Below are 19,958 nucleotides of genomic sequence, written 5' to 3' on the forward strand. Positions count from 1 at the left end.
GGCGGTTTTTTTGACGCGGTGGGGTTACTTGGCCGCAGTCTCCTTGGCCGCAGGCGCTTTCTCAGCCGGAGCCTCCGCCGCCTGCACTGGCATGCCGGGCATGGGCAGACGCGCCTGCCCGTTCACGATGATCTTGTCTCCGGCCACGAGCCCGCTGCGGATGATGCGCCGTCCATCGATGCTGGGTCCGATCACGATGGGTTTGTAAACGGAGAGGGCAGGCTGCTTCGTCTCATCCACTCCGAGCACATACTTGTTGGCCTGATCGGTGAGGATGCTTTTTTCATCCACGAGCAGGGCCTGGTACTTGCCGGTCATCGGGATGCGGATGCGGGCAAACAGGCCGGGAGTGAGGATATTGTCAGCGTTTGAAAATTCAGCGCGCAGCACCATGCTGCCCGTGCTGGCGTCGAGGCGGTTGTCAAAGGACTCGATGTGGCCGTGGTGCGGGAAGCCTTTCTCGTTTGAGAGCTGCAGCTCCACCGGCACGCGGCCGTCCCCATTGGTGAAGGACTTCTTGTCCCGCTGCAGCGCCTGCAGTTTCAGCAGGCTGTTTTCGTCGATGTCCGCGTACACATACACGGGATCCACGGTGACAATGGTGGTTAGCAGCGTGGTGCCCGCGGTGACGTAATTTCCCGTGGTGGTGATGGCGCGGCTGATGCGACCGCTGATGGGCGCCTTCACCGTGCTGTGCTCAAACTCGATCTCCGCGCTGTGCTGCGCCGCGCGTGCCGCCTCCAGACCCGCGATGGCCTGCAGGTTCATGGACTCACGTGCCTCCGCCTGCTCTGGCGCGATGGCCTTGGCGGCGAGCAGGGTCTGCACGCGGTCAAACTCCCGTTTCATCGCCATGGCGTTCGCCTCGGCACGTGCCACCTCGGCGCCAGTGGCGCGGAGCCGGGTCTGAAAGGGGCGCTGATCGATGGTGAAAAGAACATCCCCCTTTTTCACCAGCGCACCGGCCTGAAAATGCACCTCCGTGATGTACCCGGAGACGCGGGGCTTCAGCTCCACCGTTTCTTCCGCTTCGACCCGCCCCGTGAACTCCTCCCATTCGACGAGTTCTTTCTGCTCCACCGCAGCAATCGTCACAGGAGCCGGGGGCATGCCTCCACCCCCGGCTCCGTGGCCACCCTCGGGCGGTTTGCCACAGGCGGCGAGGAAGAGGGCAAGGGGGAGGAGAGTGGGGAGTTTCATGGGAGCGCGCGTGGTTTTGGGGAGGGAAAGTTGACCAGTTGGTTAATTTGAAATCAGAAAAAGGCGGCAAAGTGCAGCCGTCGGCACAGGCTCAGGTGTCAGTCCCTGACGCCGAGAATGATCTTGGCCCCGGACTCAAACTCGTCCAGACGGCCCAGATCATTCCACATGCGGGCGTGGAGCAGCAGCCCCTCGCTGTACGCAAACACGATCCGTGCCAGGGCCATGGCATCATGGGTGACAATGCTGCCCTGCGCCTGCGCATCGCGGATGGCGCTTTCATAGTAGCGGATGAACTGGCTCAAAATCTCCTGCAGCTTGTCCCGCAGGCGCTCGTCCACCGTGCTGACCTCCGCCCCCAGGGAGTGGATGGGGCAGCCCAGCACCCGGCCATGCTTTTCAAACAGCTCCTGCTGCTCCTGACGGAAGGAGCGGAAGCAGTTCATGATGCGGTCCACCGGCGCCACCACGGGAGAAAAAAGCTGGTCCAGTTCCTTGCGGTGCTCCGCCCACCCGTGATCAATGGCCGCGAGCGCCAGATCCGTCTTGGACTCAAAGAAGTGGTAGAAGCTCCCCTTCTTGACCCCCGCCTTCTCACAGATGTGATCCACCGAAGTGCTGCCATAATTACCCGCCCAGATCAGTTCGATCATGGCGTCAATGAGGCGGTCTTTCGCTGTGGAGGTGCGGCCCATGTGAGTTCGGGTAAAGTGAGTGAGGCTTAAAACCGACTAGACGGTCAGTCAAGAATAATTGTGCAAGGGGTAGGCTCATAACTACCCCATTCCCTCGCGCTTTAAGCCCATTGACGTAATAACATTCGTAACTACACTGGATCATGACCCTCGAACTTAAACTGCGCAAGGTGGGCAATTCCGTTGGCCTCGTTCTCCCCAAGGAAGCACTGGCGCATCTCAAAGTAGAAGAGGGCGACACCGTGACCCTGACAGAAGCACAGGACGGACTGCGGCTGACAGCAAGCAATCCAGAATTTACCAAGACGATGGAGGTGTTTGAAAGTCTGAACCGGCGGTATCGCAACACCCTGCGCGAACTGGCGAAATGAAAGCACCCTACTGGCTGACGCGGGATGAATGCCTGGCGCTGCACGACATGATGCTTTCCTATTATGGAGGCATCGCTGGCGTTCGTGATGAGCACCTGCTGGAGTCCGCTTTGGCGCGTCCTCAGCAGCTCTTTCATTATGGACAACCTTCGATGGCTGAGATGGCTGCAGCGTATGCGGCAGGCATCGTGAAAAACCATCCTTTCCTGGATGGCAACAAGCGCACGGGGTTCATGCTCGCCGCCGGTTTTCTGGAGCGCAACGGCTGTGAGTTCTATGCTACGGAACCCGATGCCGTTGTCAGCACCCTAGCCCTGGCTGCCGGAGCCATAACGGAGGCAGCTTACGCAGAATGGCTGCAGGCGAACTCGCGGCGCCCGTAATCGGACCATTCCTGGCCCGTCTGCCCGCGCGCGCCCTCGCCTTCCTCTGGCGATTGACTTAGTGTCCACACAGAATTCGTCATTCTGCATTCGACATTCGTCATTCCTCCTTATTTGTGCCATTCTTTCACAGATGACCGACCAAGCCACAGTCCTGATCGTCGATGACGAAAAGCACACGCGCGATGGGCTGCGCCTGTCGCTGGAGGATGATTTTGACTGCTATGTGGCCTCCAACGCCGCCGAGGCGATGGAATATCTCAACAACGACCGCATCGATGTGATGCTCACGGACCTGCGCTTGGGCGAGGACGATGGCATGAAGCTGCTGGATGCCGCGCTGGCGCTGCCCAATCCGCCGGTTTGCATCATGATGACGGCCTACGGCAGCGTGGACACCGCCGTGGAGGCCATGCGCCGGGGCGCGTACCACTTCGTGACCAAGCCTCTCAACCTCGATGAGGTGGAGCTGCTCATCAAACGCGCGCTGCGCAGCCGCACGCTGGAGCATGAAAACGTGGCGCTGAAGCAGCAGGTGGAGCGCAAGTTCTCCATCGAAGGCATTCTCGGTCAGGCGGAGGTGATGAAGCCCATCCTCGACACCATCCAGCAGGTGGCCCCTTCCCGCGCCACGGTGCTGATCGAAGGCGAAAGCGGCACCGGCAAGGAACTGGTGGCCCGCGCCATTCACAATCTCAGCGGCCGGCCCAAGGCCGGCATCGTCTCCGTGCACTGCGCGGCACTCTCGCCGCAGATTCTGGAAAGCGAACTCTTCGGCCACGAGAAGGGCGCCTTCACCGGCGCGCAGGAGCGCCGCATCGGCCGCTTTGAGCAGGCCAATGGCGGCACGCTGTTCCTCGATGAAATCGGCGAAATCGACGCCAGCACGCAGGTGAAGCTGCTGCGCGCCCTGGGCGAGCAGACGATCGAGCGCGTGGGCAGCAGCAAGCCGATTTCCATCAATGTCCGCGTCATCGCCGCGACAAACCGCGATCTGGCCAAGATGGTGGAGGAAGGCAAATTCCGCGAAGACTTGTACTGGCGCCTGCGCGTGGTGACCCTCAAGCTGCCGCCGCTGCGCTCCCGCAAGAGCGACATCTCCATCCTGGCCGACCACTTCCTGCGCGAGCTGGCCAAGGCCAACGGCAAGAGCTACAAGCCCCTGGGAGAGGACGCCCTGCCCGCGATGATGAACTACGACTGGCCCGGCAACATCCGCGAACTGCGAGCCGCCATCGAACACGGCGTGGTGATGAGCAACAGCAACCGCGTGATGCTGAAGCACCTGCCCTCGTATTTGCTGAATCCCCACGGCCTGGGGATCGGCCTCCGGGCCCCTTCCCTGCTCGCCGCCAAGGACGGAACGACCGCCGCTACTGCGCCCGGAGCTGGCACCGCCTCAGGCGTGGAAAGTGGCGCGAAGCCGAAGAGCGATCTCGACATCACCGAGGCCGAGCACCAGCTCATCCTCACCGCCCTGCAGCGCAGTGGCAACAACCGCACCGTGGCCGCCGAGATGCTCGGCATGAGCCGCCGCACGCTCCAGCGCAAGCTCAAGGACCTGAATATGGTGCGCACCCACCGCAGGCGGGTGGGGACGGCGGATCAGCCCTCCGACTCATAAACCGTGGGGTCCGGCAGACCGGCCAGCACAAAGGCCTCGATGCGCTCCACGCAGGTGCCGCATTTGCCGCAGTGAAGATCTCCGCCTTTGTAGCAGGACCAGGTCCTGCCGTAGTCCACGCCAAGGGTGCCGCCAAGTTTGGCGATGCCCGCTTTGTCCAGATGAATAAAAGGGCGCAGCAGCTCGATGCGGGCATAGGTGCCCTCGCGCATGGCGGCCGCCATTCCCTGCATGAAGGGCTCCCGGCAGTCCGGGTAGATGATGTGGTCCCCCGCGTGCGCGGCGATGACCAGCGCCTCAGCACCACAGCTCTCCGCCAGACCGCAGGCGATGGCGAGCATGATGCCATTGCGAAACGGCACCACGGTCTTCTTCATGTTTTCATCGGCGTAATGCCCCTCAGGAATCGTGCCGCCTGATTTAAGCAAATCGGAGGCGAAGTGCTGGTTCATGAAGCCGAGGTCGATGATGTCGTGCTTCAGACCCGTGTGCAGACAGTGCCAGGCAGCCAGCGGGATCTCCCGGTGGTTGTGCTTGGCACCGTAGTCAAAGCTGACCGCTCCCACGACTTCATTCTCCCGCTGCGCCCAGTAGAGAGCCGTCACGGAGTCCATCCCGCCGGAGAGCAGCACGAGCGTTTTCATTCGCTGTCCGGCAGGCGCAGGGTTTCTTCAAGATCTGGGAAGCGGGCCTCGCACGTGAGCTGGATGCCGCCCCGTGCGCCGAATTTCCCACGCACGACGACCTGCTTGGGCGCGCAGGCTTTCACGATGTCGTCCAGCACGCGGTTCACGATGGCTTCATTGAAGGAGGCGTGATTGCGATAGGATGCCAGATAGAACTTCAGCGACTTCGTCTCCACGCACTTTTCATCCGGGATGTAATAAATCTCCAGGTGCGCCGAATCCGGCTGACCAGTCACGGGGCAGATGGAGCTGAACTCCGGCGCGCTGAGGTGAATGCGGTAGTTCCTCCCAGGCGTGCGATTGGGAAAGGTCTCCAGCACCGCCACGTCCGGCGAGGCGGGGAGGCGGTTTTCAGAGCGTCCGAGCAATGTAAGGTCTTTTTCCTGACTCATGTCCGCGCAGAATGCGGGAGCGGGCCGAGAATGCAAATGCCTATCACAGCACCACCCTGAGATTCCCGATAGTTTTCCAAATGTGGGAGCGTTTCTAAATCCAGAATGCTCCAAGAAGCCGCCATCCCCCTCGCCGAAGACACGCTCGCCCCAGGCACCGAGCGCACTCTTGCCATCCTCGAACTCCTCGGCCGCCACCGCGCTGGCCTCAGCCTCACCGAGATCGCACGCGAGCTGGACCTGCCGGTGAACTCCGTCTTTCGCATCACCGGAACGCTGCACAGCCGCGGCTACCTGCAGCGTCGTGAGGATGACAAGCGCTTCGTGCTCACCAACAAGCTTTTCGATCTCTCCCGCCCGCAGGTGCGCGAGAAAAGCCTCGTCGTCTGCGCGCTGGAATCCCTCAAATGGCTGCGCGATGAAACCGGCGAGACCACGCAGATTCTCGCCAGCGTGAATCACAAGATGACCGTGCTGGAGCAGTGCATCTCCTCCCAGCCCATCAAGGTGAGCAGCACCGTGGGCCTTCAGGTGCCAATGTATTCCTGCGCGCCGGGCAAGGCGGTGCTGGCGCACCTGCCGCCGCAGGAGCTGGATCAGTTCTTTGCGGCCGTGCAGCTCAAGCAGTATACGCCCACCACGCTGGCCACCCCTGCCCTCCTGGGCGCGGATCTGGCGAAAACGCGCAAGAGAGGGTTTGCCTCTGACATCGCCGAGGGTCTGGAAGGCATCCATTGTGTAGCTGCCGCTATTTTGGATGAATACCGCTACCCCGTGGCCGCCATCACCGTCATGTCCCCCTCCTTCCGCCTGAAGCGCGACCAGTTTGATAAAGCCGGCAAACTTTGCCTCGAAGCCGCAGAAGCCATCACCCGCAGACTCCTGGCATGAAAAAATATTTCCTCATCTCTGCCTTCCTTGCCTCTCTGCCCCTCTGCGGCAAAGCCGCACCACCCCCGGCTCCGGCGCAGATCGAATTCTTCGAGTCAAAGATCCGCCCCATCCTCGCGCAGGAATGCTACGAGTGCCACAGCACCGGCACCAAAAAGAAAGGCGGCCTCGTCCTCGACTCCCGTCCCGGCTGGCAGGCCGGCGGTGAATCCGGCGATGTCATCAAGCCGGGCGACCCGGAGGGCTCACTGCTGCTGCAGACCATCAAGCACGAGCACGACGACATCAAGATGCCGAAGGCCGGAGCGAAACTGGATGACAAGGTGGTGGCCGATTTTGAGCAGTGGATCCGCGATGGCGCCGCCGACCCGCGTGATACACCCCCGTCCAAGGCAGAGATCGCCAAAGAAACGGACTGGAGAAGCATCCTGGACCGACGCAAGCAGTGGTGGGCCTTTCAAGCCATCTCCGCGCAGCCAGCGAACAAAAGCATTGATGATTACATCGATGCCGAACTCACCAAACAAGGCATCCCCGCCGCGCCACCAGCGGATACGCAGACGCTGCGCCGCCGCATGAGCTACATCCTCACCGGCCTGCCGCCGGCTGGTTACAAGAGCATTGATGAACTCCTCGGAAGCCCGGCGTACGGCGAGAAGTGGGCGCGCCATTTCATGGACTGGGTGCGCTACGCTGAAACCTACGGCTCCGAAGGCGACCCCGCCATCCCCTACGCACATCAGTACCGCGACTACCTCATCCGTGCCTTCAATGATGACGTGCCGTATCCGCAGCTCGTGAAGGAAGCCATCGCCGGAGATCTGCTGCCGAAGCCCCGCCTCAAGAACGGCATCAATGAAAGCGCCATCGGCATCGCGCAGCTTCGCATGGTGCTGCATGGTTTCTCCCCCGTGGATTCGCTGGATGAAATGGTGACCTTCACGGACAACCAGATCGACACAGTAACAAAAGCATTCCAGGCGCTGACCGTGAGTTGCGCGCGCTGCCACAATCACAAGTTTGACGCCATCTCCCAGGCGGACTTCTATTCCCTGTACGGCATCTTTACCAGCACCCACCCTGCGGTCATTGACGTGAATGCGCCCGGCACTGGCAAGGAGGAGCGCGAAGAACTGGCAAAGATCAAAGCGCAGATCAAAGACGCTGTGGCCGCGCACTGGCTGAAGGTGGCACCAAAGAGCGTCTCTTATGACAACTCCGACTCCGCACATCCCGGCCTCGACAAATACCAGTGGTTCACCAATGGCGTCAGCCTGACCAAAGCAGGCGAATTTGCCCTGGCTCTGGAGGGCGACAACGTCGTGTCGCAGATTTATCCCGGCGGCTACTTCAGCAATCTCCTCACCACCAAGGATCGCGCCGTGCTGTTTTCCAACCGCTTCAAATGCGAAGGCGGCACGCTCTGGTTCCGCGTCGCGGGCAATGGCGGCGTGAAGGCCAAGTATGTGGTGCAGAATTATCCGCGCACCGGCACGATTCACAAAGCGGTGCTGCTCAGTGAACCCCGCGATGAAAAACTCGGCTGGCGCTCGCTCGATCTCGACTTCTGGAAGGGCGACGAGATCTTCCTTCAGATTGTCACCGCCGCGGACATGCCCGCTGAGTTTAACAAGGATGCCCGCTCCTGGTTTGGCCTCACGGATGTGGTGATCACCAAGGACAAAACTCCGCCTGCTGCGGAAGTGCGCATGCCGTTCTCCGCACCGGAGGTCATCCAGGCCTGGCAGAAGGGCACTCTGACCAACAGCCAGGCCGAGGCGCTGAACCGCATGGTGCAGGCCGGGCTGCTGCCGAACCAGCTGAAGGACATCCCGGAAGCCGCGAAGCTGGTGAAGCAGTACCGCGAGGTGGAGGCCCGGCTGCCCGCCCCCACTCGCGTGCCCGGTGTCATCGAGGCGGATGCCAAGGATGCGCCGCTGTTCGTGCGGGGAGATCACAAGCAACCCACCGATGTGGTGCCGCGTCATTTCCTGGATGCACTCGCCCCCCTGCCCTTCAACGCCACCGGCAGCGGCCGCCTGCAGCTGGCCGAACACATGGCGGACATGAAAAAGAACCCGCTCACCGCGCGTGTCATCGTCAACCGCCTGTGGCACCATGTGTTTGGTCGTGGTATCGTGGCCAGCGTGGACAACTTCGGCAAACTCGGGGACCTGCCCACGCATCCCGAGCTGCTGGACTTCCTGGCGCAGCGCTTCATCGACAGTGGCGGCGACATCAAGGCCATGCTCAAGCTCATGATCAGCTCCAAAGCCTTCCAGCGCAGCGCGCAGGCTTCCGAAGTGGCGATGCAGAAGGACCCGGAAAACAAATGGCTCAGTCATTGGAGCATCCACCGGCTGGAGGCCGAGGCCATCCGCGACTCCATACTCACGCTGACCGGCAAGCTGGAGCCGGAGCTCTATGGCGAGCCCGCAGGCAGCGGCCAGCCGCGCCGCAGCATCTATGTGCGTGTCGTGCGCAATGCGCTCGATCCCTTCCTCACCACCTTTGATTCGCCCGTGCCCTTTGCCACCCGTGGCAAGCGCGACACCACCAACGTGCCCGCGCAGTCTCTGACCCTGCTCAATGACAACAACGTCATCCGCTGGTCCCGCGAATGGGCGCTGCGCTCCAGCAAAGTCCCGGATGAGGAACGTGTGAAGCTGATGTTCCGCGAGGCCTTTGCACGTGAAACCACGGCGGACGAACTGAAGCAGAGCCTGGCCTACCTCGCATCCTTGCAGCAGGAGAACAATGAGCACGTCAAGGAACTGGCTTTTCAGGAGCAGCAGGCGGCCGAGGTGAACAAGCAGATGGCCGCCATCCTCGACCCCGCGCGCCAGAAACTGCAGGCCGAGCGCAAGCTGCCTGCCGCGCCGGTCAATACTCCCGAGCCTCTCGCCGAGTGGACCTTCGACAAAGATGGCAAGGACACCAAGGGCCGCATGAACCTCGAACTCACCGGCACGGCCCGCATCGAAAAAGGCGCGCTTATTCTCGATGGCAAGTCGATGGCAAAGACCGGGTCCCTGCCGAAACCCGTGAAGACGAAAACCCTCGAAGCCTGGGTCATGCTGGACAATCTCGCCCAGCGCGGTGGCGGTGTGATCACGCTGCAGCACAAGGACGGCGGCCAGTTTGACTCCATCGTCTTCGCGGAGAAAACGCCGCAGCACTGGGTGGCGGGCAGCAACTTCTTTGACCGCAGCGAACTCTTTGAAGGCAGCGCCGAAACCGAGGCCACCACCCGCCCCGTGCATGTGGCCGTGGTGTACCAGCCCGATGGCACCATCTCCGGCTACCGCGATGGCAAGCCCTACGGCCGCACTTACCGCAAAGCGCCCGCCGCCATCTTTGAAGCCGACGCTTCTCAAATCCTCCTCGGCTGCCGCCACGGCTCCCCTGCTGGCAACAAAGGCCTCACCGGCCGCATCTTCCGCGCCCGCCTCTACGACCGCGCCCTGACGCCGGAAGAGATCTCACAAACTGCCCGCATCGAGGGCAGCAACATCACCGAGGCCGACATCATCGCCACCCTCACCGCCGAGCAGCGCGTGCAGCTCTCCAAGCTCAACCTCAAACGCAAGGATCTCACCCCCAAGATCGAATCCCTCCGCGCGAGCACCGGAGATGATGTGAACCTTCAAGCCTGGACCAGCTTCGCACAATCTCTCATCAACCTGAAAGAGTTTATTTATCTGCAGTAACGCATGGGCTTCCTCACGGACATTCTTTCGCGAACATTGTTTCGCTCAACTTTCAGGGGCATTGATTGCCTGCTGGAAGATGTCCGTGCTGGAAACCCGATTCCAAAGACCGAGCCTGATCCAAAATCAGGTGCTTTAAGCATCAATGGCTCAACCCTGGTCTATGCCTCACCAGACTACGGCAGTTGGCAGATTCTCATCAGCGAGATCGCGGCATTTGGTGAATACACCACAGAAAATGGCCCGATGATTGATGACTGGTTCATGGTGTTTGTGACCAATGACTTCAATTGGGTCGAAGCATCCAACTACTGCTCAGGGTGTGACGGAGTGAGGGATCAGTTGGCCAAGCACTGGGGTGCAGAAGGCCTGTGTGGATCTCTGGCATTGAGCACCAATTTCAGCAGCCGCGCCATCTGGCCTGTCACCATCGCCGGGAAGCCACTCTTTACGTTCATCGAACGACATCAATCCACCTGGGATAAAGTAGGATCTTTCGGAGTCGGTTTAATCGACAAAGACCTCACCCCCGAAGTCCGCCAAAGCCTTCAGCCAATCGAAGCCAAATGAACATGCCATTTTCCCGCCGCGCACTTCTCTCCCGCGCCTCCACCGGCTTCGGCATGGCGGCACTTGCCGGACTCATGCAAGAAGAGGCGCTTGCAGCAGAGCCCCTCGTCCACCGCGCCAAGCGCTTCGCTCCCAAAGCCCGCAGCGTCATCTTCCTCTACATGAGCGGCGGAGCCTCGCACGTGGACTCGTTTGATCACAAGCCGCTGCTGACGAAGTACGCAGGCCAGCCGATGCCGGGGGCGGTGAAAAAAACGCAGTTCAACAACAACGGCACCGTGCAGCCTTCGCACTGGGAGTTCAAACCACGCGGACAATCAGGCTTGGAAATCAGCGAGCTGTTTCCGCAAATCGGCAGCGTGGCAGATGAGCTGTGCATGATCCGTGGCATGACGGCGAAGTTCAGCGAGCACGCGCAGGGAAATTTCTTCATGCACACCGGCTTCCCATTTCTCGGCTATCCGAGCGCAGGCGCGTGGACGAGCTACGGCCTCGGCACGGAGTCGCGGGATCTTCCCGGCTACATCGTGCTGCAGAGCGGCGGCGCCGCCACGCCGCATGGCGGTGTGGGCCTCTTCAGCAACGGCTTCCTGCCCGCGCAGCATCAGGCCAGCATCGTGAAAGCGGATGAAGCTGAGTCGGTGGCGAACATCCGACCGCGCCAGCCACAGGGCATGCAGCGCAAGCAGCTCGATTTCATCGGAGCGATGGACCGCCGCTTCGTCAGCACCACGCAGCACGACATGCACATCGAGGCCGCCATTTCAAACTACGAGATGGCCTGGCGCATGCAGTCCGCCGTGCCGGATCTCTGCGACATCAGCGGCGAGACCGAAGTGACCAAAAAGCTCTACGGCCTCGACGATCCCGAGCCGAAGAAAGCCGCGTATGCACGCCAGTGCCTCCTCGCGCGGCGTCTGGTGGAGCGCGGCGTGCGCTTCATCGAGCTCAGCACGCTGGCCTACAACGTCGGCGGCGGGAACGGGGCCAACCCCTGGGACCACCACAGCGCCATCGTGGAAGGCCACGGCAAGATGGGGAACCAGATTGACCAGCCCATCGCCGCCCTGCTCAAGGACCTGCGCGCACGCGGCCTGCTGGACAGCACGCTCGTCGTGTGGGCCGGAGAATTTGGCCGCACGCCCTTCGCGCAGGGCAGCAATGGCCGCGACCACAACCCCTACGGCTTCACCGTCTGGATGGCCGGCGGCGGCGTCAAAGGCGGCCACGTCCACGGTGCCACGGACGACTTCGGCTACAACGCCGTCGAAGGCATCTCGACCGTGTATGACCTCTGGGCCACTGTGCTGCACCTCATGGGCATCGATCACGAGCAGCTTACTTATCGTTTCAGCGGTCGCGATCTGCGCCTCACAGACGTACATGGTAATGTATTGAAAGACATTTTTGCCTGATGAACCTCCCTCTTTCACGCCGCCAGCTTCTCGCCAATGCCTCCACGGGTTTTGGCATGGCCGCGCTTGCGTCGCTGTTGCAGGCGGAGTCTCCGGTGCACCGGGCGAAGCGGTTTGCGCCGAAGGCGCGCAGCGTGATCTTTTGCTACATGAGCGGCGGGGTTTCGCACCTGGACTCGTTTGATCCGAAGCCACTGCTGGAGAAATACGCCGGACAGGCCATGCCCGTGGCGGTGCAGAAGACGCAGTTTAACAACAACGGCACAGTGCAGCCGGCGCACTGGGAATTCAAACAGCGTGGAGAGAGCGGCATGCCGGTGAGCGAGCTTTTCCCGCACATGGCCACCGTGGCGGATGAGATCTGCGTGATCCGCAGCATGACGGCGAAATTCAGCGAGCATGCGCAGGGGAACTTTTTCATGCATAGCGGATTCCCTTTCCTCGGTTATCCGAGCGCGGGGGCGTGGGCCAGCTACGGCCTGGGCACGGAGTCGCGGGATCTGCCGGGCTACATCGTGCTGCAAAGCGGCGGCGCCACGGTGCCGCATGGCGGCGTGGGCGTCTTCAGCAATGGTTTCCTGCCCGCACAGCATCAGGCCAGCATTGTGCAGGCGGATGCAGAGGAAGCGGTGCGAAACATCCGCGCACATCAGCCAAAAAACATGCAGCGCCGGCAGCTCGATTTCATCGGCTCCATGGACCACCGCTTTGCCAGCATGGCGCAGCACGATGTGCATGTGGATGCCGCCATTGCGAACTATGAGATGGCCTGGCGCATGCAGGCCGCCGTGCCCGAGCTGTGCGACATCCGCGGCGAGACCGAGGCGACCAAGAAACTCTACGGCATGGACGGTCCGGACGACACGCGCACCGCGTATGCGCGCCAGTGCCTGCTGGCGCGGCGGCTGGTGGAGCGCGGTGTGCGCTTTGTGGAGCTGAGCTGCCTGCCGCAAAAACTTGGCGGCAATCAGGCGGCGAATCCATGGGATCAGCATGGGCAGATCAAGAAAGGCCACGGGAACATGGCGTATCAGGTGGATCAGCCGATTGCCGCACTGGTGAAGGACCTAAAATCACGCGGCCTGCTGGACAGCACCCTGGTGATCTGGGCCGGTGAGTTTGGCCGCACGCCCTTTGCGCAGGGCACGGACGGGCGGGACCACAACCCCTATGGTTTCAGCCTGTGGATGGCGGGCGGTGGGATCAAGCCGGGGCACATCTATGGTGCGACGGATGATTTCGGCTACCATGCCACCGAGAATGCCTGCACCGTGTATGACCTGTGGGCCACGGTGCTGCATCAGATGGGGATCGACCATGAGCAGCTCACGTACCGCTTCAGCGGAAGAGATCTGCGCCTGACCGACGTCCACGGCAACGTACTCCGCGATGTGATCGCGTAGGCGCTGCTCCAATAGGAATTCAGGAGACGTTCGGCGGAGGCTGGAGGATCAGCCTCCCTACCAGTACTCGGTACGCGAGAGCCCAGCGCAAGGTAGGGCGGGCTGTCCAGGCTGTGTGAAAACTATTTCACCGGTTTGACCGGGGGCGTTCATGCGCAACAAGATGGGCATGAGCCACCTTCGAGGAACTGATCGCAGCGAACTGCAGATGCTGCCGCCATGCCTGGATGATTACGTCGCAGCGGAAGCCGCCGTGCGTTTCATCGATGCGTATGCCGAGTCGCTCGACTTCAAGGCCCTGGGCTTTGAGCGCTGCACAGCCAAGGGCACCGGGCGTCCGCCTTACCATCCGGCCGACCTGCTCAAGCTCTACCTCTACGGCTACCTCAACCGCATCCGCTCCAGCCGCCGCCTGGAGGCGGAGGCTGCGCGCAACCTCGAAGTCATCTGGATGCTGCGCACCCTGCGCCCGGACTTCAAGACCATCGCCGACTTCCGCCGTGACAACCGCAAGGCGTTCAAAGGCGTGCTGCGCGAGTTCAACCTGCTGTGCCGCAAACTCGAGCTCTTTGGCGCGGAGCTCGTGGCCATCGACGGCAGCAAGTTCAAGGCCAGCAACGGCAGGCGCCGCCACTTCAACGCCGAGCAGCTGCGCGAGGTGATCAAACACATCGACCAGCGCATTGATGACTACCTGCGCGAGCTCGACACGCATGATGCAGAGCAGGGGCCGCCACCGCCGCCTTCCTCTTCGCCACCCGCCGGCGGCAGGAAGCCTGAGACCATGGCCGAAAAGATCGCCGGACTGCGCGCCAGCCGCCAGGAGCATGCCGCGCTGCTTGCAGAGATGCAGAAGAGCGCCCGGACCGAAGTCTCGCTCACCGACGCCGATGCACGCAAGATGTGCGACACGCAGCGCGGCGGGTTCTTCATCGGCTACAACGTGCAGGTCGCCGTGGATGCAAAGCATGACCTCATCGTCGCCGAAGAGGTGGTGCAGTCGGCCTGTGATCGAGGCCAGCTCGGCGCCATCGCCCAGGCCGCGAAGACTGAACTCAAGGTGCCGAGCCTCGAAGTGGTCGCCGACAAAGGCTACCATTCGGCCGACGAGCTCGAAGCCTGTGAAGCCGCAGACATCATCACCTATGTGCCTGCGCAGGGCAGCACCAGCGGACGCAGCAGCAGGGACGGCAGCAGAGTGTTTGGCAAGGAGCGCTTCACCTACGACGCGGTGGCAGACGAGTATCAATGCCCCGGAGACAAGCGTCTCAGGCTGCGGGGCAAATGCCGCAGCCACGGCAAGACCGTCCTGCACTATGCCAATGCAGCGGCCTGCCGCAGCTGCCCTCTTAAGGCCCGGTGCACCGGCGGCAGCTACAGGAAGATCCACCGTCTGCGCAATGAAGCCGTGCTGGAGCGGGCAGCGGCACGCATGGCCGGAAAATCAGCGATCAGCGCCCGCAGGCGCGAAGTGGTCGAGCATGTGTTTGGCACGCTCAAGCAATGGGGGCACGGCGACTTTTTGACCCGCGGACTGGAGCGTGTGAAAGCTGAGTTCAGCCTCAGCGCGCTGGCCTACAACCTCAGGCGCGTGCTCAATCTCAAACCGATGAGCGAACTGCTCAGAGCGCTGCCCAAGGCGGCATGACGGGAGTCAACGGGCCTCAAATGCCCTGCACCCTCCCTCTGATAAGCGCATTACAAGCGCTCAGGAAAGCAGCACAGCACTGAAGGCAAAATCGCTTGGCAGAATGCCAGAATTTAACCGGCATTCCGGGCAGGCCTCTCTAAAAAGAGTGTTTTCACACAGCCTGTGTCCTCAGCCCGCCGTCGTCGGAGTCCAGCATGCTCGCTTCTCAAAGAGCTGCGAGATGTGATCGCGCAAGAGGACGTAGGATGGGTGTGGCGACAGCCCGCCCGTCCATCAGCGCACCGCAAACGCCATAGCGTGCGAAATTCCTCGCAGTCGGGCGGTGCGTCGAAAGCACCGCAATGCCTTCGACGCCAAACACACCCAACCTTCAGCCGGAGCGCAACTATACCTCCAGCTTCCAAGGCCCGCGATACTCACGGCTGAGCAGCTTCGCCGCATCCGCATCGCCCAAGATCTCCTCCTTCACGGGGTCCCACTTGATGGCGCGATTGGTGAGGAAGGAGATGAGGGCGAGATGGCCGGGGCTGGCGCTGCGATGCGCGGTTTCCACCGGGGTGACGGTGGGCTGGCGGCTCTTGACGCAGTCCAGGAAATTGCGGTGGTGGCCCTTCGTCTCGTAGAGGCGCGTCTTGATGACGTCGTCGCCGAGTTTCGGAGCCTTGGCCACTTCGATGATCTCGCTCTTCGGGTCCTTCTCGTCCTTGCGCTTCTTCACGATCTGCTTGAACGCCGGATTGGAGCAGTCATACGCGCCGCCGCGGTTCACATATACCCAGCCGTCGGTGCCGATCCACTTGGTGCCCATCTTGATGTCGTCGTGGCCGCCGGCGATGGTCATCAAAATATCACCCGCATATTTGGCCTCGGCGCGGTACTTGGTGGCGGTGTTCCAGATGTCGGTGCGCGGTGGCATGTCCACCTGGATGGGGCTCACTTCGTTCGGGCCGCTGCTGTCCATGTTCATGCCCCAGTGGGCGATGTCGCAGTGGTGGCCGATCCAGTCGAGAAGCTGGCCGCCGCCAATGTTGTAGTCCCAGCGCCAGTTTTTGTGAATGCGGCACTCGATGTAGTCCTGCATCGCCGCCGGGCCGATCCACATTTCGTAATCGAGCTCGGCCGGGGGAGGCGTGACGCTGCGCTTGTCCTTGGTACCGGCAAAGTCATTGTGCCCGCTCGGCAGGCCCACGTGCACTTCCTTGAGCTTTCCAATCAGGCCGTTCCGCACAATCTCCGCGCCGATGCGGAAGTTGTCCTCGCTGCGCTGCCAGGAGCCCGTCTGCCAGATGCGCCCATGCTTCTGCACCGCCTTCACAATCGCCTGCTGTTCGGCGATGGTGCGCGCCAGCGGCTTCTCGCCGTAGATGTCCTTGCCGTTCTTCGCGGCCTCCACGGCCGTCAGCGCATGCCAGTTATCCGGCAGCGCCAGCATCACCGTGTCGATGTCCTTGCGCGCCATCACCTCGCGGTAGTCATGGTAGGGCTTGCAGTCCTTGTTCTTGTAGGAGCCGTTGATCGTGTCCAGGGCCTTCTGCAGATTGCGTTTGTCGATGTCGCAGGCGGCGACGATCTGGCAGTCCTGCTCCTGGAGAAATTTGGCCGTGTTGCCCGGCCCCATCATGCCCCAGCCAAACACGGCCATGGTGATCTTGTTGGAGGGAGCATTCTGTCCCAGCACGCTGGCAGGGATGATGGTGGGGAAGCCAATGGCTGCGGCAGACTTGGCAAGGAACTGACGGCGGGAGGAAACAGGAATGCGTTTCATGGGAGTGATTGGGGCTGACAGGAGAGTTTTAAACGAGAGTGCCGTGGCAAGTCCAGCCGCAAAATGCGACTCGTTACGAGTGCGCTTTGCGTTCTGGAACCGGAGCGCAGCAGGCAGAAGACCGCCGGAGGCAAATAGACAGCCGCAGGCTGCCCGGAGGGCGAGGAAAGCGAGTCAATGCCCCAGCGCTCTGGAGCCTTGCGAATACCCCTTGGACGTTCGGAAAGCGCCGGAGGTCCGGCGCACTCCAAAACGCGAGGCGCACGCGTTAGCCTCAACAGCTCGTGGGCACGCGCTGGGCCAGCTTCACGGTATGGGGGATGGCTCCGATGACGAAGCCGAGGCAGTCCACGGCACCCTGCGGTTTTCCTGGCAGTGCGATGACGAGACTTCGATCAACCACTGCGGCGAGGCAGCGGGAGAGAATGGCGTTCGGGGTCAGTTCAAGCGACCGCATGCGCATGAGCTCGCCGAAGCCGGGAATCTCCACACGCATGATGCCGCGAATCGCCTCAGGGGTGACGTCACGCTCGGCTATGCCAGTGCCGCCGGTGGTGAGAATGAGAGCACACCCCTGGGCAGAGAACGAGCGGATGGCCTCCTGAAGACGGGGGAGGTCATCCGGGACGATCGCCTCGGCAGCGACATTCCAGCCGTACCCGGCTGCTGCATTTTTCAGGGCGGGACCGCCTAGATCCTCGTACACACCTTCACTGGCCCGGTCGGAAACGGTGATGATTCCGACCTGCATGGGAAGTGCAGCGCCCGTTTGATGTGAATGAGGATCAGGCAAGCGAGGCAAAGAATTTACTGTGCCTGCGGCTTGGTGGTGTCCTGAGCCTTATCTCCGGACTTGGCCGCCGTGGTAGGCTTGTGGTCAAGTTCCAGGAGGTCACGCAGGATGTGGATGGTTTCCAGTTTCACCGGCTCGATGCCGTAGGGGAACTTGGCGCCGTCATTGCTGCTGTCGTCATCTTTGGAGGCGGTGCGCATGCCAGAGTTCATTTCCTTGGTGAAGGCGGACTCAGGCACCAGTTCAGACTTGTCCACATTGTCGAGGGTGAGGTGGTAAACCTTGAAGCCAGCGTCTTTGATGCGCTCGGCCACTTCCTTGGCACGCTGTGCACGCTCCTCGTTCTGCTTGTCGCGACGGGCTTCGGTGTCGAGGCGCTCTTTCTCGCGCTCCTGCAGGTTCAGGGTGACGGTGTTGCGGTCGATTTTTTCCTTCAGGCGCTTGGATTCTTCCACCACGTTTTGGAACTCAGGATTGGTGGCAAGGCGGCTCTTCACACGGGCATTGATCTCATCGATCGGGAATGGATCCTTGCGGAAAAGAGGATACTTGCGCGGCGGGATGGTGTCATAAGGCAGCGGGTTTTCAGCAGAGGACTCGCCGATGTCGAGCACGTCGCGGATAGAAGGCAGCGGCACGTCGGCCTCCACGCCTTTGAGCTGGGTGGAACCACCGGCGATGCGGTAGAACTTCTGGATCGTCACCTTGAGGTCGCCAGCACCTTTCTTGTCGCTGAAGAAGGGCATGTAGCGCTCCACGGGGAGGATGGTCTGCACGGTGCCTTTGCCGAAGGAGGACTTGTCACCCACGATCAGAGCACGGCGGTAGTCCTGCAGGGCGGCGGCAAGAATTTCCGAAGCGGAAGCGGAGGCCTTGTTGGTGAGGACGATCATTGGGCCGTCATAAACGGGCTTCTCGTTTTCGCAGTCGCGCCAGGTGATGCTGCCGCGCCAGTCCTTGGCCTGCACCACGGGGCCGGCAGGAATGAAGAGACCAGTGAGCTTGATGGCTTCATCGAGGGAGCCACCGCCGTTGTCACGGAGGTCGAGCACGAGGCCGTCGATCTTTTCCTTCATCAGGCGGCGGAGGAGGCGCTCCACGTCAGCACTGGTGCTCACGGTGCCGTTGTCCATGTCGGCGTAGAAGTTGGAGAGGTTGATCCAGCCGACCTTGAGGGTCTTGCCAAGATCTGGAGGTGTGACGAGCAGTTCGGCGTTGGCGAGCTTCTCTTTGAGCGGGACCTTGTCGCGCACGATGGAGATGATCTTGTTGCCGGAGGGGTCGTCGGCAGGGACGATCTTGATGCGCACGGTGGATTTCTCCTCGCCGCGGATCATGTCCACGATCTTCTGCAGCTTGAGATACTTAACATCGACGAACTCGTCATCGCCCTGCGCGACGGCGATGATGCGGTCGTTGAGCTTGAGTTCGCCCTGCTTGTCTGCGGGGCCGCCCACGACGATGCCCTGGATTTCAGCGCCGTCGTCCTTCTGGCCAAGCAGCGCACCGATGCCCACGAGCTGATGCTGCATGTGGATCTTGAAATTGTCTGCCTCATCGGTGCTCATGTACTCCGTGTGGGGGTCATAAGCGGTGGCGAGGCTGGAAAGGAAGAAGTTCACGACGTCCTTGGTGTCGTTTTCCTCGATGCTCTCCAAGAGGCGGGTGTAGTCCTTGAGGACACGCTCCTTCGGCGTCAGGTCTTTGTCGTCCTTGCCTTTCTTCGAGTCGGTCTTGGCGGCGACTTTGGGCGCGTCAGCCGCAGGCTTTTGTGGAGGCTCCACCTTTCCACTCTCAGGAGTAGCGGGGGCATCCGTCTTGGCATCCGCAGAGGCGGCTTTCTTGGCGGCGGCTTTTTCAGCCTTCTTCTTCTCTTCACGCGCACGAGTTTCATCGGCGATGCGTTCCGCGAGCAGATTGTCCTCAATGATGTCCAGCCAGAGCTTGTCCTGGGCGGCTTTGTCTTTGGGCCAGGGGGCCTTGTCGCGCTTGATCTCGATGGTGCGTTTCGAGTCAAAGGTAAACTTGTTGGAATCGAGGGCCTTCTTGAGGAACTCCACGCGCTCCTTCACGCGTTCCTTGTAAATGTCGTAGATCTCGATGGCGGGGCTGATGTTGCGCATGAGCACATGGTCATCCAGCGTGGTCTCATACTTGTCCTTAAAGCCGGCCACATCCTGCTCAGTGAAGAAGATGTGCTTGAAGTCCAGCATGTTCAGATAGTTGTGCAGCATCTCGCCGGACACCTTGTCGTCAAAATCCTGTTTCGAGTAGTGATGATTCTGCAGCATGTAGGCCACATGCATGGCCACCTGGCCAAAGTTGGTCTCCGCTTGCGCCGAGGGAATGAGGAGCGCGAGGGCGGTGGCCGCTGCCGCGACGGGGGTGAGTAAAAAGCGAGTCATGGTG

General features: G+C 61.4%; 16 protein-coding genes. 9 read left to right on the forward strand and 7 right to left on the reverse strand.

Features of this window, described 5'->3' with window-relative positions; all coding sequences use genetic code 11:
• Positions 1-24: 24 nt before the first annotated feature.
• Positions 25-1,200 (reverse strand): efflux RND transporter periplasmic adaptor subunit, encoded by a 1,176-nt coding sequence (locus tag ACILSO_RS28200; RefSeq protein WP_395740831.1) that lies wholly within the window; start codon positions 1,198-1,200, stop codon positions 25-27.
• A 98-nt stretch (positions 1,201-1,298) separates the two neighbouring features.
• The gene (locus ACILSO_RS28205; protein WP_395740832.1) at positions 1,299-1,895 is read right to left on the reverse strand and encodes a TetR/AcrR family transcriptional regulator; all 597 of its coding nucleotides are present in this window, start codon (positions 1,893-1,895) and stop codon (positions 1,299-1,301) included.
• Positions 1,896-2,038: 143 nt separating this feature from the next.
• On the opposite strand from ACILSO_RS28205, the gene ACILSO_RS28210 reads away from it, so the two are divergent.
• The 3 genes from ACILSO_RS28210 (at position 2,039) to ACILSO_RS28220 (ending at position 4,273) form a co-directional block, all read left to right on the forward strand.
• A complete protein-coding gene (locus ACILSO_RS28210; RefSeq protein WP_395740833.1) occupies positions 2,039-2,266 on the forward strand; it encodes an AbrB/MazE/SpoVT family DNA-binding domain-containing protein in 228 nt (75 codons plus the stop codon).
• Positions 2,263-2,649 (forward strand): type II toxin-antitoxin system death-on-curing family toxin, encoded by a 387-nt coding sequence (locus ACILSO_RS28215; protein WP_395740834.1) that lies wholly within the window; start codon positions 2,263-2,265, stop codon positions 2,647-2,649. Before ACILSO_RS28210 ends, ACILSO_RS28215 begins: the two co-directional genes overlap by 4 nt.
• 133 nt (positions 2,650-2,782) lie before the next feature.
• Complete coding sequence (locus ACILSO_RS28220) at positions 2,783-4,273, forward strand: sigma-54-dependent transcriptional regulator (RefSeq protein WP_395740835.1); 1,491 nt, start codon at positions 2,783-2,785, stop codon at positions 4,271-4,273.
• Here the strand turns inward: ACILSO_RS28220 and queC are convergent.
• Together queC and queF are read right to left on the reverse strand one after the other, a co-directional pair.
• A complete protein-coding gene (queC, locus tag ACILSO_RS28225) occupies positions 4,255-4,917 on the reverse strand; it encodes a 7-cyano-7-deazaguanine synthase QueC (protein ID WP_395740836.1) in 663 nt (220 codons plus the stop codon). The two genes, ACILSO_RS28220 and queC, sit on opposite strands and share 19 nt — an antisense overlap.
• A complete protein-coding gene (gene queF, locus ACILSO_RS28230) occupies positions 4,914-5,351 on the reverse strand; it encodes a preQ(1) synthase (RefSeq protein ID WP_395740837.1) in 438 nt (145 codons plus the stop codon). Before queF ends, queC begins: the two co-directional genes overlap by 4 nt.
• Before the next feature lie 105 nt (positions 5,352-5,456).
• Here queF and ACILSO_RS28235 point away from each other — a divergent pair, with 105 nt between their 5' ends.
• From ACILSO_RS28235 to ACILSO_RS28260, 6 genes are all read left to right on the forward strand, one after another.
• On the forward strand, positions 5,457-6,242 hold the full coding sequence (locus ACILSO_RS28235; protein ID WP_395740838.1) for an IclR family transcriptional regulator: 786 nt from the start codon (positions 5,457-5,459) through the stop codon (positions 6,240-6,242).
• The gene (locus ACILSO_RS28240; protein WP_395740839.1) at positions 6,239-9,952 is read left to right on the forward strand and encodes a DUF1553 domain-containing protein; all 3,714 of its coding nucleotides are present in this window, start codon (positions 6,239-6,241) and stop codon (positions 9,950-9,952) included. The genes ACILSO_RS28235 and ACILSO_RS28240 overlap by 4 nt, the downstream gene beginning before the upstream one ends.
• A 3-nt stretch (positions 9,953-9,955) precedes the next feature.
• Positions 9,956-10,522 (forward strand): hypothetical protein, encoded by a 567-nt coding sequence (locus ACILSO_RS28245; protein ID WP_395740840.1) that lies wholly within the window; start codon positions 9,956-9,958, stop codon positions 10,520-10,522.
• Positions 10,519-11,937: a DUF1501 domain-containing protein gene (locus tag ACILSO_RS28250; protein ID WP_395740841.1), complete on the forward strand. Its 1,419-nt coding sequence runs from the start codon at positions 10,519-10,521 to the stop codon at positions 11,935-11,937. The genes ACILSO_RS28245 and ACILSO_RS28250 overlap by 4 nt, the downstream gene beginning before the upstream one ends.
• A complete protein-coding gene (locus tag ACILSO_RS28255; protein WP_395740842.1) occupies positions 11,937-13,340 on the forward strand; it encodes a DUF1501 domain-containing protein in 1,404 nt (467 codons plus the stop codon). Before ACILSO_RS28250 ends, ACILSO_RS28255 begins: the two co-directional genes overlap by 1 nt.
• 169 nt (positions 13,341-13,509) lie before the next feature.
• Positions 13,510-14,988: an IS1182 family transposase gene (locus ACILSO_RS28260; RefSeq protein ID WP_395738144.1), complete on the forward strand. Its 1,479-nt coding sequence runs from the start codon at positions 13,510-13,512 to the stop codon at positions 14,986-14,988.
• A 388-nt stretch (positions 14,989-15,376) separates the two neighbouring features.
• Here ACILSO_RS28260 and ACILSO_RS28265 read toward each other — a convergent pair whose 3' ends face one another.
• The 3 genes from ACILSO_RS28265 to ACILSO_RS28275 form a co-directional block, all read right to left on the reverse strand.
• Positions 15,377-16,756 carry a Gfo/Idh/MocA family protein gene (locus ACILSO_RS28265; protein WP_395740843.1) on the reverse strand — a complete coding sequence of 460 codons (1,380 nt, stop codon included), beginning with the start codon at positions 16,754-16,756 and terminating at the stop codon, positions 15,377-15,379.
• 274 nt (positions 16,757-17,030) lie between these two features.
• The gene (locus tag ACILSO_RS28270) at positions 17,031-17,507 is read right to left on the reverse strand and encodes a molybdenum cofactor biosynthesis protein B (RefSeq protein ID WP_395740844.1); all 477 of its coding nucleotides are present in this window, start codon (positions 17,505-17,507) and stop codon (positions 17,031-17,033) included.
• A 56-nt stretch (positions 17,508-17,563) separates the two neighbouring features.
• Positions 17,564-19,954 carry a carboxy terminal-processing peptidase gene (locus ACILSO_RS28275; protein ID WP_395740845.1) on the reverse strand — a complete coding sequence of 797 codons (2,391 nt, stop codon included), beginning with the start codon at positions 19,952-19,954 and terminating at the stop codon, positions 17,564-17,566.
• Between the last annotated feature and the right edge of the window lie 4 nt (positions 19,955-19,958).

Origin of the sequence: Prosthecobacter sp., from assembly GCF_044226605.1 — a bacterium.
Classification (GTDB): Bacteria; Verrucomicrobiota; Verrucomicrobiia; order Verrucomicrobiales; family Verrucomicrobiaceae; genus Prosthecobacter.

Excerpts from the sequence above, each read along its gene's own strand:
- ACILSO_RS28220 (WP_395740835.1), top strand. The coding sequence starts at position 2,783 with ATGACCGACCAAGCCACAGTCCTGATCGTCGATGACGAAAAGCACACG.
- ACILSO_RS28245 (WP_395740840.1), top strand. The coding sequence starts at position 9,956 with ATGGGCTTCCTCACGGACATTCTTTCGCGAACATTGTTTCGCTCAACT.
- ACILSO_RS28215 (WP_395740834.1), top strand. The coding sequence starts at position 2,263 with ATGAAAGCACCCTACTGGCTGACGCGGGATGAATGCCTGGCGCTGCAC.
- ACILSO_RS28200 (WP_395740831.1), bottom strand. The coding sequence starts at position 1,200 with ATGAAACTCCCCACTCTCCTCCCCCTTGCCCTCTTCCTCGCCGCCTGT.
- ACILSO_RS28205 (WP_395740832.1), bottom strand. The coding sequence starts at position 1,895 with ATGGGCCGCACCTCCACAGCGAAAGACCGCCTCATTGACGCCATGATC.
- ACILSO_RS28275 (WP_395740845.1), bottom strand. The coding sequence starts at position 19,954 with ATGACTCGCTTTTTACTCACCCCCGTCGCGGCAGCGGCCACCGCCCTC.
- ACILSO_RS28240 (WP_395740839.1), top strand. The coding sequence starts at position 6,239 with ATGAAAAAATATTTCCTCATCTCTGCCTTCCTTGCCTCTCTGCCCCTC.
- ACILSO_RS28260 (WP_395738144.1), top strand. The coding sequence starts at position 13,510 with ATGAGCCACCTTCGAGGAACTGATCGCAGCGAACTGCAGATGCTGCCG.
- ACILSO_RS28270 (WP_395740844.1), bottom strand. The coding sequence starts at position 17,507 with ATGCAGGTCGGAATCATCACCGTTTCCGACCGGGCCAGTGAAGGTGTG.
- ACILSO_RS28235 (WP_395740838.1), top strand. The coding sequence starts at position 5,457 with ATGCTCCAAGAAGCCGCCATCCCCCTCGCCGAAGACACGCTCGCCCCA.
- ACILSO_RS28255 (WP_395740842.1), top strand. The coding sequence starts at position 11,937 with ATGAACCTCCCTCTTTCACGCCGCCAGCTTCTCGCCAATGCCTCCACG.
- queF (WP_395740837.1), bottom strand. The coding sequence starts at position 5,351 with ATGAGTCAGGAAAAAGACCTTACATTGCTCGGACGCTCTGAAAACCGC.
- ACILSO_RS28265 (WP_395740843.1), bottom strand. The coding sequence starts at position 16,756 with ATGAAACGCATTCCTGTTTCCTCCCGCCGTCAGTTCCTTGCCAAGTCT.
- queC (WP_395740836.1), bottom strand. The coding sequence starts at position 4,917 with ATGAAAACGCTCGTGCTGCTCTCCGGCGGGATGGACTCCGTGACGGCT.
- ACILSO_RS28210 (WP_395740833.1), top strand. The coding sequence starts at position 2,039 with ATGACCCTCGAACTTAAACTGCGCAAGGTGGGCAATTCCGTTGGCCTC.
- ACILSO_RS28250 (WP_395740841.1), top strand. The coding sequence starts at position 10,519 with ATGAACATGCCATTTTCCCGCCGCGCACTTCTCTCCCGCGCCTCCACC.